This window comes from Sutcliffiella halmapala, assembly GCF_002019665.1.
Taxonomy (GTDB): domain Bacteria; phylum Bacillota; class Bacilli; order Bacillales; family Bacillaceae_I; genus Sutcliffiella_A; species Sutcliffiella_A halmapala.
The window spans coordinates 2,013,754-2,029,296 of record NZ_KV917375.1 but is presented as its reverse complement, the minus strand read 5'-3'; the positions used below and the strand labels follow the sequence as shown (position 1 = coordinate 2,029,296).

Sequence of the window (15,543 nt, the reverse complement as noted above, 5' to 3'; positions counted from 1 at the left end):
TTTTTCACCCTCTTTAATCACAGAAAATATGTTTTCCGATTCTTTTAATTTGTGGACGTCCCCAAATCCAACCACTCGTTGCTGTGTCGGGGTTGAAATAATAGGTAGCTCCTTCTGATGGATCCATTCCATTAATAGCATCTACTACAGCTCTTTTTGCATTTTCATTTGGGGTTAACCAAATCTGTCCATCGGCAACTGCCGTAAATGCTAACGGTTCAAAAATAACTCCTGAAATCGTATTTGGAAAGGTTGGACTATTCAAGCGATTTAATATTACAGCCGCAACTGCAATTTGACCTTCATAAGGCTCTCCACGTGCTTCACCATACACAGCATTAGCCATAAGTTGAATATCATTATCCGAGAATCCACCTGGCATATTTGTTGCCGTTTGTTTTCCCTCTTCTGGTTCAGCTTGTTCTGGAGCTGGTTGTTCTGGTGCCGGCTGCTCTGGAGCTGGTTGTTCTGGTGCTGGCTGTGCTGGTGCCGGTTGCTCTGGTGCCGGTTGCTCTGGTGCTGGTTGTTGTTGTACTGGATCCTGCTTTGGTGGTTGTTGTTTTGGCGTTTGATCTTTCTGTTGAAACTGCTTCTTATCTTGCTTCCATTTTGAAGAAGCTCCTTGCTTTGCTTTTTCAGTAGTAGCTGCTGACGGTGCCACTTGGTATTTTAGCTCCATACCACCATAGTGCGTAAATTTTTTCCCACTATTAATTTGTTGGTGAACCCAATCTTTATGAAACTTAGTAGCTTTATTCAACATTTCTTTTGTTTTGGGACCTACTAAACCGTCCACATCATCTAATCCAAATTCTTTTTGGAAGTTCTTTACTGCCCAATAAGTAGTCCAGCCATATACACCATCAATTCTTGCATGATAGTATCCGTTATATTGAAGACGAGCTTGTAATTCGACGACATCGTTCCCTGTAGCGCCTTTTTGTATGATTTGCTCTGAAAAGGCACTTACACTAGGCTGATTTATCGAAAATAGCATACATGTGCTGAAAAGAAACATACATGAAATTTTTAGTAACCGCTTCACCTTACATTTCCTCCTTTGTCTTCTTTAAACAATTGTTACAAGTATTTTCTGTAGATGTTGGTATTTTATACAGATTCTATTTAATTAATAGCATATTCCATAAAATGGATGATTTTTTCAGTGAGGGATGTAGCGCTCAAGATCCCGCACCTGACCCTCGCGGTAGTGGGTGGTTTAGGTTGTGAGGAGACGTAGGACCGTCTGGTATTTAGTTTAAGTTGCTGTCGGAGGGTTAGGTCCGATTCAGCCGGCTGGTGAAGAGGTTGGTAGATTCATGGAGTTTTGATGGATGGAGAAGTTTGGGTTGGGGGCGGGGTGAGCGAAGAGCATTGAGGGCTCTTTGGCTTTGATGTATGATAGCCGGGTTTTTGGGTTTGGTGAAAGTTTGGGTTGGATAGTCTTTTTTGCTCTTTTGGAGGGTTTGAGTTAGTTCTTTGGATGTTGAGTGAGAATTTAACGTACAAAGAGCCTTGTAGGGCTCTTTGTGTGGATGCTTTTGATGCTAGGCTAGTAGTGTGTTGGCTAATTTTACTTTGCGTAATCCGAGCCACCATAGGAATACCATGAATGGAACCATGTAGAAGCCCCAATTGTTTTGCGAAAATAAAATAATATCGTATGTTCCATGAAGGAAAAATGGAATGATTAAAGATAAACTTAACCATAATTTGCGATCATTTTGTTTGAACGAAAATTTCCCTTTGCCAAGGTAATAGCCCATAATCACTCCGAATAATGCATGACTTGATACTGGCAAGATAGCTCTTCCGAATGCTAGTTCTACACCATTTGCAAACAAAAACAAAATATTCTCTGCAGTCGCAAACCCTAGTGAAACGGAAACGCCATAGACGATACCATCATAGTGTTCATCAAAATGGGCATTTTGATAGACGAGATAAATAAGAATGAACCATTTAAAGAACTCTTCTAATAGTCCAGACAATAAAAAAGCCTTAATAAAGCTTGATGTTATTCCTAACTCCAATTCAATGACATATTGAATGAACATAAGCGGAAACACAAGTAAAGCTCCGAAAGTAAATATTTTAAAAACATACGCTATTGGTTCTTTCTGGAATTTATCTCTTAAGTAAAAATAAGACAATAATGCTAAGCCTGGAGCAATCCCGGCGGATACAACTGCCAGCATAAATAAGCCTCGTTTCAATCTGTTTTTTTTTATCGTATCATGTTATCGTAATTAATGAAATGATATGTCTATTTTTTTTGGAATTGTTTGTATAATAAAGAGGTGAAAGCAAAATGAAGAAAAAGATTTTACTTATTCACACAGGTGGTACCATTTCTATGTCTGAAGATGAACAAACTGGCGCGGTAACTCCAGGGGCGAAAAATCCTTTAGTTACTTCTCCTCTAATTGTTGATCCAAATTTAACAATTGATAGCCATGAACTGTTTAATCTCCCTTCTCCACACATAACGCCTAAACATATGTTAAAACTTGCTTCTTTTATCGATGAAGTGGTATCAGAAAAGAATTATGATGGCGTTGTCATCACACATGGTACAGATACTTTAGAAGAGACAGCATTTTTTCTAGACTTAACTGTACAAACTAACGTCCCAATCGTATTAACAGGTGCGATGCGCTCTAGTAATGAAATAGGATCGGATGGTCCATACAATCTACTCTCCTCCATTAAAGTCGCAGCAAGTGACGAAGCGATTAATAAAGGAGTCCTAGTTGTATTAAACGATGAAATACACACTGCAAAAAATGTTACAAAAACTCATACCAGTAATATCGCGACGTTCCAAAGCCCCCAATATGGTCCAATCGGCATAGTAACAAAGCGAGGCGCATCCTTCCATCACTCCCCTGTTTCAGAGGATAAGTATAGAATTCATTCTGTATCGAAAAATGTAATGTTATTAAAAGCATTTGCTGGGATGGACTCTACGGTATTTCAACTCCTCAAGCAAATGAAAGTGGATGGGGTGATTGTAGAAGCGCTTGGTCAAGGCAACTTACCGCCATCTACCATTGAAGGAGTAAAAGCACTCACAGACGCGAAAGTACCTGTCGTGCTAGTGTCAAGATGCTTTAACGGCATAGCGCAGGATGTATATGGCTATGACGGAGGCGGAAGACAACTAAAACAACTAGGTGTCATTTTTTCTAATGGCCTTAATGGACAAAAAGCAAGAATTAAACTAATGGTCGCACTTGAATCTACCCATGACTCTCAACAACTACAATCACTATTTTTTAAATAAGCATCTGGCTCATATGTTTAACTCGCTCGCGGATTCTACAGAAAGAGGCTTCACAAGCTCCCGCGATCGCTGCCACCTGGCACGGATCAAAGTGCTTCACTTATTTTCATGGTAGCCATTAGACAAAGTAAAAGTCACGCTTATAAATACCTAAGCGTGACTTTTACTACTTTTATCTTTCCTTAATACTCTCAGCAATGAGACCACCATGAAATCGACCATTCTCTATAAAAATCTCATTAGCGTTATTCCCTGCAGCTATTACCCCTGCAATAAAGATACCTTCTATATTCGTTTCCATTGTATCCGAATTAAAGTCAGGTCTACCCGATACTGTATCAATCTCCACTCCCATTTTCGTTAAAAAACGATGATCTGGATGATAGCCAATCATCGCAAAAACATAATCATTATCGATCGTTTCTTCCCTACCATGGACATCTACATAAGTTAGAGTGTTTTCCGTAATTCTTGTTACATTTGCTTCAAATACCATTTTGATCGTACCATTTTTCACAAGCGCCTCAAATTCCGGGAGAATCCACGGCTTTATGCTTGGAGAATAAGTTGCACCTCGATAGATTACAGTCACATTTGCATCTGCTTTCACTAGTTCCAACGCTGCATCAACACTAGAATTTTTTCCGCCAATTACAGTAACATTCTTATTGAAATAAGGATGACCTTCTTTAAAATAGTGGGAAACTTTTCCTAGCTCTGCTCCTGGGACAGATAGCTTGTTATGATTATCATAATAACCAGTCGCAATAATGACATATTTGGTAAGATATCTAGCTCTAGAAGTTTGAACGATGAACATCCCATCTTCTTGTTTTATTACATGCTCAACTTTTTCAAACGAATTAACTTCTACTTTTTTTCTCTTTACCACTTCACGGTAATAGGTTAATGCTTGAATTCTCACTGGTTTTCGATTTTCTGTTATAAAAGGAACCTCACCAATCTCCAGTTTCTCGCTTGAACTGAAAAAGGTCTGGTGCGTCGGATAATGATAAATGGCATTTACTATATTACCTTTTTCTATAACAAGTGGTGAAAGTCCAATGTTCTGTAGAGCAATCGCAGCTGACAAGCCACATGGACCTCCACCAATAATAATGGCATCTCTAGTTTTCACTGATGTTCTCAACTCCGTACAATAAAATAATAAGAAACAGGCAAGTACCTATATTCTAACTAACAATTCAAACTAAACTTCGACTCAAATCCTAGAATGAAATAGAAAAATCCCCTATCGTTAATGATAGGGGATTCCAAATAGATGTGCAAACTTTAAATCCAGCCTCTAAAGCGAGAAGCTTCCGCCATTTTGCGTGCTCCTACCATATATGCTGCTAATCTCATATCAACACGACGGTTTTGAGATGTATCATATACACTATTAAAGGATTTCACCATTACTTTTTCTAATTTCTCTTCTACTTCTTCTTCTGTCCAATAATAACCTTGGTTATTTTGTACCCATTCAAAGTAAGAAACAGTTACTCCACCAGCACTTGCGAGTACGTCTGGAACTAACAGTATGCCACGATCTGTTAATATTTGCGTACCTTCAATCGTAGTTGGTCCATTTGCAGCCTCTACAACGATTTTAGCTCTAATGTTATGCGCATTTTCTTCTGTTATCTGATTTTCAATTGCAGCCGGAACTAAGATATCACATTCTAATTCTAACAACTCTTTATTCGTAATTGTGTTATTGAATAATTTCGTTACGGTACCAAAGCTATCACGACGATCTAACAAATAATCAATATCAAGACCATTTGCGTCATACAATCCACCGTAAGCATCAGAGATACCAACTACCTTCGCTCCTGCATCATGCATAAATTTCGCTAAGTAGCTACCTGCATTTCCAAATCCCTGAACAACAACTTTTGCACCTTGGATCTCAATGTCACGTTTTTTCGCAGCTTCACGAATACATATAGTAACACCCTTAGCGGTTGCTGATTCTCTTCCATGTGAACCTCCAAGTACAAGTGGCTTACCTGTAATAAACCCTGGAGAGTTAAATTCATCAATTCTACTGTATTCATCCATCATCCAAGCCATAATTTGTGAGTTAGTAAATACGTCTGGAGCTGGAATATCTTTTGTAGGTCCAACAATTTGACTAATAGCACGAACATAACCACGGCTCAATCTTTCTAGTTCTCGAAATGACATTTCACGTGGATCACAAATAATTCCACCTTTTCCTCCACCATAAGGTAAATCGACAATGCCACACTTCAAACTCATCCAAATTGAAAGTGCTTTAACTTCTTTTTCTGTTACATTGGGATGGAAACGAATTCCCCCCTTAGTAGGTCCAACTGAATCATTATGTTGAGCACGGAATCCCGTGAAGATTTTTACTGATCCATCATCCATTCGGACAGGGATTTTCACTGTTAGCATGCGAAGTGGTTCTTTTAATAGTTCATATACTTCCTCAGGATAGCCTAGTCTCTCTAAGGCTTTATGTATCACAACTTGTGTTGATTTTAATACATCTAGCTTATCTTCATTTTTCTTAATCTGCTCGTTGCTTTTCTCGGCTACCATAAGTAAACCTCCTAGATTGTTTCACTTTAAATTTATCAAAGTCCATCTCAGACAATAGTATACACCTTCCTATGGTTTATGCAAAGATAGAAAATCATATTTCACAAAAAATATTGTAACCGATTACAAGGAAAGCGGAAGCGGCTCGTTCAGCTCCGACAAGCATAAGACAGCTTTTCGGAAGAGGTTGGGGTTTACCTCTGTAGAAAAGATGACTTATGACTCGAGGAGCTAGCCGCTGTAGCTAGACAATAAGAAAAGCGGAAGCGGCTCGTTCAGCTCCGACAAGCATAAGACAGCTTTTCGGAAGAGGTTGGGGTTTACCTCTGTAGAAAAGATGACTTATGACTCGAGGAGTTAGCCGCTGTAGCTAGACAATAGGAAAGCGGAAGCGGCTCGTTGGTTAGCTAAAGAATAAACACCAGCCTAATCTATACTATACTGTAGATTAGGCTGATGCTTATTTGAAATAATTATTCAATTGTTCGATTGCATCTTTTTCCATTATTATTTTTCCATACTCATGCACACGATGAGTAGTCATAGTAGAAGGAAACCCATATTCAGACAACATTGCGATTAGCGTATCTATATTTACGGATGCAGGCATGTTTTCGTCTAATAATAAATAAAATATATGTTGATGAGAATAAATGGTTCCACTCTTGATGTTCATAGGCTCGATTCGTTTTGCTAGATCTATGAGGTGTTCAAACGAATGAAACTCATAAAACAATTCATTGCTTTCATCAACCGTTACTTGCATTTCTATATATTCATCCGTAAATTCTTCTTCTAATAGTTCATCATCTGTGGATGTTACAATAACAACCATCCCTTGAGCCTGAAGGGCATATACCTCAACTGCTAAGGAACCACTTACTTCAAACCCTAACTCTTCACTCGCTTCATCAATCATGTCACGAAACAACTGATGAACCTTTTGCGAGTCTTTCCATAAATCCTCCTTTGTTAAACCTCTTTCTTCGAGATCGTCAAAAGTGAGGAATATCTTTATCTTATTGTAGTTGATTCGTTCCAGCCGCATGAAAGAGTCCTCCCAACCTTTACACCCTGCTACTTCATTTATTTTATGATAAGAGGTGTTAGTTGGTTCGTTACAGTACACCAATGATTGTAAGTAAAGTTATTTTCGTATTGAATATTAATCTCTTAGTTGATTAACCCACTTACTCTTATGGGAATTATTGCTAGTCAAAATCAATTCTCTATTACAATAACGTAAAACCACAATAAAAAATAGCAATATATACTAAATTTAACTAGTACTGTTCATATTCACATGTAACCAGCTTTCCCATTCAGTTAGCGTGTTCCCAGTTAAAAACGCTTGAAAAGCATGCTTCTGCTGATTTGACATTTTATCCACAGCAACACCAGTTAAACCGATCATTAAATCTGGGTACTGTTTGTGAAGTTCCACAACTAAATCCAGCGTATTAGGAAGATTCATGGAAAAAGTACACGATAGAAATAAAAACTTTGGTTTGATTTCTTTTAGCATAAGATGTATTTCGTAGTCAGTAATACTTGTCCCAAGATAGATGGTTTCAAAACCTTTTCTACGAACGAACAACGTGTATACTAGTAAACTAAGTTCATGTCCCTCTCCTGGGCCGCATACCGATACCGTTTTCGGTAAGAACCCTTTCCCCAGATGACCATGTAAAAGTATTCCTAAACGGGATCTAAGGAATGCAGAAGTGTAATGCTCCTGGGTGATAGAAATTTCTTCTCTTTCCAAAAGATCAATTAACTTAACTAGTAGTATGCCTGAAATATCAATAAGTACTTTTTCCACCGAATACTTACTCAACATTTTATCCAACATTTCGTGAGCTTTTCCTTCATCAAATGTTAGTAAGGCTTGTAATAAATGCTCAACTATTTCTTTCGACAAGTCCTGATCTTGATATATTTCGCTTCGACTGGCATCTAACAAAGAGTGACCACCTTTTTCCAAAAGTGAGACAGCCTGGCTGATTGTAAAGCCTTTATCTACTTTTTGAATAAGCCACCTTAATATTTTTATATGCTCTTCAGTGTACAGTCGATGCCCTGACTCTTTTCTAACAGGTGCTATCATCTGATATCTTCTTTCCCACGCTCTAAGTGTACCTGGTTGAATTCCTAGCATATTCGAAGCTGCTTTAATGTTATATTTACCTTCATTAATTGACATACTGATTCCTTTCTCTTAACAAATGGTTCTTTGCAAGTTAGATGGGGCTAGTAAAAAGAGTCCGTATAAATTCCTAATCAGATTTTCATTTCAACTTACTCTCCTAGCTTTTAATGGTGCGTAGTAATAGTTAAGAGATGAGTCTCTGGTGGTGCACCTAACCTTAAGGGGATTAGTGATGTACCAAATCCATTGCTTACTAGAAGCGTCGTATGAGGTAACTGATGTATCCCTCCCCTTTCATGTGGACCGAAACCAAAGATTCTTATTTGTCCCCCGTGGGTATGTCCACTTACAACAAGACTTATTTTTTGCTCAGCCGAAAATTTCTCGATAATCTTCGGATCATGGCTTACAAGAATTTTAAAACTTCCTGGAGTAGCGTCTTGTAATGCTAGTTCTAACTGATCACGCTCATGAATCATATCATCTACTCCGATGATTTCTATGATATCCCCAGCTTCTGACTCGAACTTAAACGCTGTATTATCTAAAATTTTGACTCCATTATGTAAAAGCAAAGAATCCAACTCATGATAATCTACCTCGTAATCATTATTTCCCCATACAAAAAAGACGAGACCAAGCTTTTTCAGTGTATCAATATTATCTTTCACCTGTTGCATCGATACTCCCTTTTCTACTAAATCTCCTCCAATAATTACAATGTCCACCTTATTCAATAACGGTTCAATAAAATCATTTGTTATTGTTCTTCGATGAATATCTGATATAAAAAAGACGGTTACTTTATCAAAACTTTTAGGGAAATCAGGAAATGCCAAAGTCTGCTCTATAATATTTTGCTCTTTCGCTTGTTTAAACATATAAAGAACTAATACAAGTCCAATAATAATAATTACTCCACCAACATACCAAATACCCAACGCCTGACTTCCTTTCTAGAAAAATTAATCATTACTTTTTTAAATTCTAACGAAATCATACCATAATGTATCCCTTAGGTCAGTGTTCACCTAGAGAATCCATTAAAAATTGAAAAAACCAACCTTTTCTTTTCATTATGATTAATCTATAAGCTGGCCAGCACTTGATGGATCATCGCCTGCGGGAATGCGAGTCGAAGGGAGACCCCACAGGCGTTTTTTCGCCGAGGAGGCTCCCGAGGCCGCCCGCGGAAAGCGAACGCCTGGCACGGAGATCATCAGGGTGTTCTAAGCTGTCACCGTGATTTTCAAGGTAACCTTCTCCCATGCCAAGTGTGAAAAAACAATAAATACAAAAACAAAAAAAAGACCCATATAAGGCCCTATTTTGTTTCATGATATAAATTAATATCAAATTCCTTTTTCATCATTTCAAATACTTGATGCCGTTGCTTCCATTCCTCTGGCTGAGACCAATAATCATCGCTTCGCTTCACCATTTCTTTGCGCAAATCATGATACTCTTTTTCCGCTTTATCTTTTTTATATAATAAATATTTGATCATACCCACTTGATAACCAATAAACATGACAATAGGCAAATGAATTGGTCGATCAAAGAAATAGGAAAACATCTCAGAGTAAGTCGTCGAATGCACAACGATAAAGTTATAGATATAGACTAAAAACAACCCAAAAGTGAAGAATGCAGAGAGCCTCCAATGCCACTCTCTTCTTTTAAATTGATCAAACTTTCTTTTTTTTGCTACTAATAGTTGCAACGTCTTTTTAGTTGCATCATCGGTGTGCTTATCCAACATTTGTATAACTGACTCCAAAGTGATCACCTCAGACCTTGTCCTGTTACTTATAAATATGCTAGAAAAGAGACTTGTATGATGAAAAATAACGAAGATGCCATTAGGCGGTTATTCAGAATAGATAGCTAAACCTACTCGCACAAAAAAAGCATAGGAATTCCCCCTATACTTTTGGATTCATTGCACTTTTTTTATTGGAATAATCAATGTTTGACCCACATTCACCTGGTTATTAATTAAATTATTGTAGTCGCTAATTATCTTTTCTCCTGACCTACTATTATAGTATTTCATAGAAATCCGATAAAGTGTTTCGCCGTTAGCAACTACATGCTCAGTATATTCTACGTTTTCTTCAATTTTTTCTTTATCTATAACTTTCTCTTTGGATTCATCCGTATTATTATCGTTAGTATTCGTACTAGGCTTTGTATTTGTTTTCACATCGGCTGGATCCGTTTTTTCACTTCCAAGTTGAACGTTCGTGTTAACCGTTTCTGTAGTTGCTATTTCTTGCTCATCTATTTCCTTCGTTTCTTTTTCTTCCTCTTTGCTTTTTGAGTTATTTTCAGCTGGCTTAGCTGTAACTTTTTTTGTAGGAATACTAATCTGATCATACGGCTCCACTCTTCCTTTTAAGGAAAGTAGAGATTTCAAACTATTTTCTTCCTTACTATTAAAATCAATCGCTAATATCGCAATAGGAATCAAGATAAATGTGATACCGATTAATCGAACAATAGGAAATTTGATTTTCCATTTTGTTTTCTTTCTTTTTTCTGCATGTATTTCACTTCTTGTTGGAAGAGGTGCTGAAGTTTTTTCTACCTTTTCCCGTAAGGAATCCGCTTGATCCTGATTATTCTTCTTTGTACTCATTTCCCTCGCCCCCCTCTTCATTGCTTACTTTGTTCAAAAAATCATTTTTTATCTTTAATGCAAGAAGTAAATCGATGATAAAATGCACCCAAATAGTCACTAGGATATTCCCAGTAATCTCATAAATAAAACCTAGTAGAAAACTTAGAAGAACGACAGATAGTAACAAAAGCCATTTATGTAAGTATCGAATATGTAAGAGAGCAAATACAATACTTGCAATCCAAATACCAAAATGGGTTTGTATGGCTCCCCGGAACAAAAGCTCTTCTACAGTAGCGATAAGTAATGCTAAAAAAAAGATATGGGGAGTACTTCTTCTTTGGAACATTTTTTCATTTATGCCGCCATCATCCATTAAATGTTTGGGTACATATTTCATAAGGACTAAATCTATAGCTACGACACCTAAACCTACTAGTGACCCTAGAACAAATATATCTACTAGATCGAATGACCATAAAGAAGTAAATTCTTCCATATTGTCAAACAAGAAAACCGAGAGTGCGATAGCAATAACAAGGAAAATAATTTGTGAGATATACAAATGAAACAAAAGCTCTTTATTGCTCATTTGCTTGACAATTTCTGCTTGTTTATTTTTCATTCCATTTCTTCCTGTACTAATATTTTTCCTAGTAAAGTACTCCAGGTTAAATCTTCTGCTTTTTGGATTGCTTTCTCCTCTTGCGCGAATCTGTAATTTTCCATATCAATTCCACAGTTATCACAACAATTTGTGATTTCAGAACCTTTGTCTTCCCCAAAGTATTCAAGTATTACTTTCCTTCTACAAACCGACGTTAACGTCCAATCATCAAAAGTTTGGAGTTTTTGTAATTTATCTGTAGTTCTTTTCTCCATTTGCGTCAAAATAAAGGTAACACACGATTCTAATTCTATTTCTGTAATAGGTCCATTATTCTCAATAAAAGATGATAGCTGATAGATAAGATAACGCCAATGCACCTCATTATTAGGATATCTTACCATGATGTCGTTCCATAATTCATCAGTAAGCTTGCTAATCGTTCCCCACGTAGCCACCAATTCTGAGATAACAGCCAAAACCCACGTGTTATCAGGTAACTCATGTTCAATCAATAATTGTGGAAGCATACTATCTTCATCACTTTTCAAAAGAATAGCAATACTTTTTTCCCCATCTCGACCGGCTCTACCTATTTCTTGAACATACGATTCCATTTGTGTTGGTTGATGATAATGAATAACAAAGCGGACATTGGGTTTATTTATCCCCATACCGAACGCGCTTGTACTACAAATAACATCTAACTGCCCTACTAAGAATTGCTCCTGAATCAGAATCCTCTGTTCTTGTGCTAAACCTGCATGATAGTATGCCACGCGTTCCACGCCATGTTCTTCAAGAAACTGACATACCTCTTCTGCTTTTGTTCTACTTGAAAAATAAACAATCCCTGGCGATTGAAGCTGTGTGATTAACGTTAACAACCGCATTCTTTTTTCTTTGTTTTTGGTCATTCTCTCCACCATTAAAGCAATGTTCGGTCTATCTATCGAGTTAATATGCTCTACAGGGGATTGTAAGTAAAGATAGGTTTTTATATCAGCTAACACTGCTTTTGTCGCAGTTGCAGTTAAAGCTAAACAAGTTGGGGTACCTAAGGCTTCTCTTACTTTACCTAGCTTTAAATAGTCTGTACGAAAATCATGACCCCATTGTGAAACACAATGAGCTTCATCGACTACAAATAAACTAATAACTAAACCTTTAATCTTTTCTAACCAACGATTGACTTGCAGCATTTCTGGAGAAATAAAGATGAATTTATAACCAGACAAGTTAGCAGACAATAATTTGTCTTTTTCCTGGTAGCTCAAAAAAGAATTAATTGCAATGACTCTTTTTTCGCCACTTGATTTCATTTGTTGGACTTGATCTTCCATTAATGATAATAAGGGTGAAACGATTAAAACTGTTCCTTCATGAAGATAGCCTGATAATTGATAACATAAAGATTTACCTCCACCAGTAGGTAAAAGAGCCACTACATCTTTCTTTAGGGCAACATCTGCTACAATTTCCTTCTGACCTAGTTTAAAATTCGAAAAACCGAACCTATCTTTCAATAGCTTTTCGAGAATCATGCATATCACCCATCTTTGTAAGAACTAGTCTTATTTGAAAATAACTAATATCTGCTTCAGCAACATAATCTTTTATGCGTTTAAGTTGATTTGTTTTTAAAGCATGAATGGCTTGTTGAATTAGCACTTCTTTTTCTTTCGTTACATAAGGTGTAAGGGAGAAGTTATTCACTTGAAGTGCCAGTTCAACAATGTGATCTTCAATGGTACTTATCTTTAAGTTTCTAATAGTGGCTATTTCGTCCAAATTGTAGCCTTTCTCTAGGAAATAAAGACTCTTTTGGGTGGTACTTGTTAGATTCGGACGATTTATGATATCCATGCAAAGACTGTTTAGTAATGGAAATAAATCCGGACATTTCTCGACCTCTTGCAAGATAAAATGAAGGATTGTCTGAAACTCAATGATTACCCATGTTTCATCCATTGATAATTTTTTTGACAGCTGAGGAATCGTAAGCCCTGCATGCCGATAACCAGAGAGCTGTGCGACAAATATGTAAGCTTGGTTGCCGTTCGCTTTTTCTAATAGGGAATAACTCTCTTCATACAATTGTTTTATTAACAGTTTTTTTGAGGTACCTGACTTAAGAATTAGCCGTTTCACAAAACTTTGTACCTTTTCCTCATATTGAACGGGAATATAATCTGTTCTTCCTTTTTGTATGTTAGAAAGTGTCTGGACTAATAGGGAATACCTTTTCCAAAATAAAGTTGCTTTACTTTTATACAGCCATCCATTTAAGTTTTGGGAGAATGAATATTTTCCTCTCGCATTAGAGAAAACAGCTTTCCCTTTTTGAGTCAGAATATAATAATTATTCTTGTTGGGTGTCACTAGGTTTTCTTCTTCCATTTTTGTAACAGTCGCTCCAAGTACTTTGCGAGAAATATCTGGCAAAAGTCCAAAAAGAAATGCAACTGAAAAGAGATTACCATCCTGTATTGTTTGGGATGATTTCTTCCCTTTTAACAAATGATAAACAGCGGAGATTGTTCTTTCCCCTCGAAAAGCATCAATACAATATAAACAAAGAAATTCGAATGATTTCAACAAAAATCAACACCTTTATTTATCTATTTTCATTTTATCAAAATTTGTATGATTGTGACATGTTTATCCTAATAAACAGTCGGGTAACTTAAGAGAATATAGGTAAAACCCTTATCTGATAAGCATTCTCATTGACTTTTCTATTGAAAAGTTCGGAAAACAGTTTTACAATATAAAGTATGAGGAATACGTTTCCAGCTAATTATCGGAAATGTTAATCTTATTGTATATAATTGGGAGGTTTATTTTATGGCAAAATATACGATTGTTGACAAAGAAACTTGTATTGCATGTGGCGCATGTGGTGCTGCAGCTCCAGACATTTACGATTACGATGATGAAGGTATTGCATTCGTAACTCTTGATGACAACCAAGGAATTGTTGAAATTCCTGAAGTATTAGAAGATGATATGATGGACGCATTCGAAGGCTGTCCAACTGATTCTATCAAAATTTCTGAAGAGTCGTTTGATGGAGACGCATTAAAATTTGAATAGTACGATATAAGAGCGGCATTCCTATACGGAGTGCCGCTCTTTTTATCTATTTATATATTTTTAATGTTCCACTGTCTGTTCAACCAGAAAGAAAGCTTTTTATATAGTAATAAAAATAAGAAAGTTACGATAAGGCCTTTAATAATATTGAAAGGTAAAATACCATATACAATCGATTTAATCACTACAGAAGAGGATTCTACCTCGTAATTTAAGAAGAACGCAAACGCTGGTAAAAAGACGTAATAGTTCAATACGCTCATCATTACTGCCATAGACGCAGTACCTACAACTAAGCCTAATCCAAGACCTTTCATCGTCCGGATTTTCTTAAAGATATAGTAAGTTGGTAGAATAAAAAGGATACCCGCTGTAAAGTTTGCTAACTGGCCAACAGGTACCCCTGTCATACTGCCTTGCACCATATAGTGTAGCAAATTTTTTATAGCTTCCACGGTTATTCCTGCCACTGGCCCAAAAAGAATAGCGGCAAGTAATGCTGGTACATCACTAAAATCTACCGATAAATATGGAGGTAAAAGAGGTAATGGGAAACTCAGCCACATTAAAAGATAGGCGATTCCACTTAACATCCCCACTGTTACCATTTTCTTGATACGTACTCTCTGCTTCATTCGATTCTCTCCTTTTCATTGGAGATCCACCTCGTTTGAAAAGCGAAATTCAAAAAATCTTATTTCATTATGCACAACAACAAACTCCCGCCTGCAAAAGAAGCAAACGGGAGTAGAAGGCATAAGCAAATAAGCGTTAAAAACAACAATTTTTAACGTTCTTTGAACCTCCATCTTCTCCCATCCAGACTATACTGTCGGCTTTGGAATTACACCAAATCCTGCCCATAAGAAGAAAAGCGTAAGCGGCTCGTTCAGCTCCGACAAGCATAAGACAGTTTCCGCAGGAGGTCGCTCTTTTGACCTCTGGAGGAAAATGGCTTATGACTCGAGGAGCTAGCCGCTGTAGCTAGACAACTAGAAAGGCTCGCGGGCTTAGAGAACAATCCTCATCACCGCCGATCGGGAATTTCACCCTGCCCCGAAGATAGATCATATTATTTAATTACAAATTTATTATACTCATAAAATAGTAAAAAGGGAAGAAATTGAATTGAAATTCATTTTTAATCCCTTTTTAAAACATATAGCGCTTACATAGGTTCGACTTGTGTCAAAGTTATTGACAGTCAT

General features: G+C 36.9%; 15 protein-coding genes and 1 riboswitch. Of the genes, 2 read left to right on the top strand and 13 right to left on the bottom strand.

Annotated features, from left to right (window positions below; all coding sequences use genetic code 11):
• Nucleotides 1-13 precede the first annotated feature (13 nt).
• Entirely contained in the window at nt 14-1,018 is a 1,005-nt protein-coding gene (locus BK580_RS09860) for a cell wall hydrolase (protein ID WP_078382722.1), read from the bottom strand.
• Nucleotides 1,019-1,547: 529 nt separating this feature from the next.
• A complete protein-coding gene (prsW, locus tag BK580_RS09855) occupies nt 1,548-2,198 on the bottom strand; it encodes a glutamic-type intramembrane protease PrsW (RefSeq protein WP_078380154.1) in 651 nt (216 codons plus the stop codon).
• A 113-nt stretch (nt 2,199-2,311) separates the two neighbouring features.
• Between prsW and BK580_RS09850 the strand changes: the two genes are divergently transcribed.
• Nucleotides 2,312-3,286 carry an asparaginase gene (locus BK580_RS09850; protein ID WP_078380153.1) on the top strand — a complete coding sequence of 325 codons (975 nt, stop codon included), beginning with the start codon at nt 2,312-2,314 and terminating at the stop codon, nt 3,284-3,286.
• Nucleotides 3,287-3,458: 172 nt separating this feature from the next.
• On the opposite strand, the gene BK580_RS09845 is transcribed toward BK580_RS09850, so the two are convergent.
• The 10 genes from BK580_RS09845 to BK580_RS09800 form a co-directional block, all read right to left on the bottom strand.
• Nucleotides 3,459-4,424 carry a YpdA family putative bacillithiol disulfide reductase gene (locus BK580_RS09845; protein ID WP_078380152.1) on the bottom strand — a complete coding sequence of 322 codons (966 nt, stop codon included), beginning with the start codon at nt 4,422-4,424 and terminating at the stop codon, nt 3,459-3,461.
• Nucleotides 4,425-4,579: 155 nt separating this feature from the next.
• Nucleotides 4,580-5,860 carry a Glu/Leu/Phe/Val family dehydrogenase gene (locus BK580_RS09840; protein ID WP_078380151.1) on the bottom strand — a complete coding sequence of 427 codons (1,281 nt, stop codon included), beginning with the start codon at nt 5,858-5,860 and terminating at the stop codon, nt 4,580-4,582.
• Between the two features lie 460 nt (nt 5,861-6,320).
• Nucleotides 6,321-6,908 carry a genetic competence negative regulator gene (locus BK580_RS09835; RefSeq protein WP_078380150.1) on the bottom strand — a complete coding sequence of 196 codons (588 nt, stop codon included), beginning with the start codon at nt 6,906-6,908 and terminating at the stop codon, nt 6,321-6,323.
• Between the two features lie 231 nt (nt 6,909-7,139).
• Complete coding sequence (locus BK580_RS09830; RefSeq protein WP_078380149.1) at nt 7,140-8,063, bottom strand: MerR family transcriptional regulator; 924 nt, start codon at nt 8,061-8,063, stop codon at nt 7,140-7,142.
• Between the two features lie 110 nt (nt 8,064-8,173).
• Nucleotides 8,174-8,890 (bottom strand): metallophosphoesterase, encoded by a 717-nt coding sequence (locus BK580_RS09825; protein WP_211279079.1) that lies wholly within the window; start codon nt 8,888-8,890, stop codon nt 8,174-8,176.
• A gap of 443 nt (nt 8,891-9,333) precedes the next feature.
• Complete coding sequence (locus BK580_RS09820; protein ID WP_078380148.1) at nt 9,334-9,771, bottom strand: DUF2663 family protein; 438 nt, start codon at nt 9,769-9,771, stop codon at nt 9,334-9,336.
• A gap of 177 nt (nt 9,772-9,948) precedes the next feature.
• Nucleotides 9,949-10,650: a LysM peptidoglycan-binding domain-containing protein gene (locus BK580_RS09815; RefSeq protein ID WP_169864906.1), complete on the bottom strand. Its 702-nt coding sequence runs from the start codon at nt 10,648-10,650 to the stop codon at nt 9,949-9,951.
• Nucleotides 10,631-11,257 (bottom strand): CPBP family intramembrane glutamic endopeptidase, encoded by a 627-nt coding sequence (locus BK580_RS09810; protein WP_078380146.1) that lies wholly within the window; start codon nt 11,255-11,257, stop codon nt 10,631-10,633. The genes BK580_RS09815 and BK580_RS09810 overlap by 20 nt, the downstream gene beginning before the upstream one ends.
• Complete coding sequence (locus BK580_RS09805; protein WP_078380145.1) at nt 11,254-12,783, bottom strand: RecQ family ATP-dependent DNA helicase; 1,530 nt, start codon at nt 12,781-12,783, stop codon at nt 11,254-11,256. Before BK580_RS09805 ends, BK580_RS09810 begins: the two co-directional genes overlap by 4 nt.
• Nucleotides 12,755-13,837, bottom strand: coding sequence for a YpbB family protein (locus BK580_RS09800; RefSeq protein WP_078380144.1), 1,083 nt, complete (start codon nt 13,835-13,837; stop codon nt 12,755-12,757). Before BK580_RS09800 ends, BK580_RS09805 begins: the two co-directional genes overlap by 29 nt.
• Before the next feature lie 249 nt (nt 13,838-14,086).
• Here BK580_RS09800 and BK580_RS09795 point away from each other — a divergent pair, with 249 nt between their 5' ends.
• Nucleotides 14,087-14,335 carry a ferredoxin gene (locus BK580_RS09795; protein WP_078380143.1) on the top strand — a complete coding sequence of 83 codons (249 nt, stop codon included), beginning with the start codon at nt 14,087-14,089 and terminating at the stop codon, nt 14,333-14,335.
• 50 nt (nt 14,336-14,385) lie between these two features.
• Here BK580_RS09795 and BK580_RS09790 read toward each other — a convergent pair whose 3' ends face one another.
• Nucleotides 14,386-14,970, bottom strand: a complete 585-nt coding sequence (locus BK580_RS09790) for an ECF transporter S component (RefSeq protein ID WP_078380142.1) — start codon at nt 14,968-14,970, stop codon at nt 14,386-14,388.
• 168 nt (nt 14,971-15,138) lie between these two features.
• A riboswitch (FMN riboswitch) is annotated at nt 15,139-15,403 on the bottom strand.
• Nucleotides 15,404-15,543: the final 140 nt, after the last annotated feature.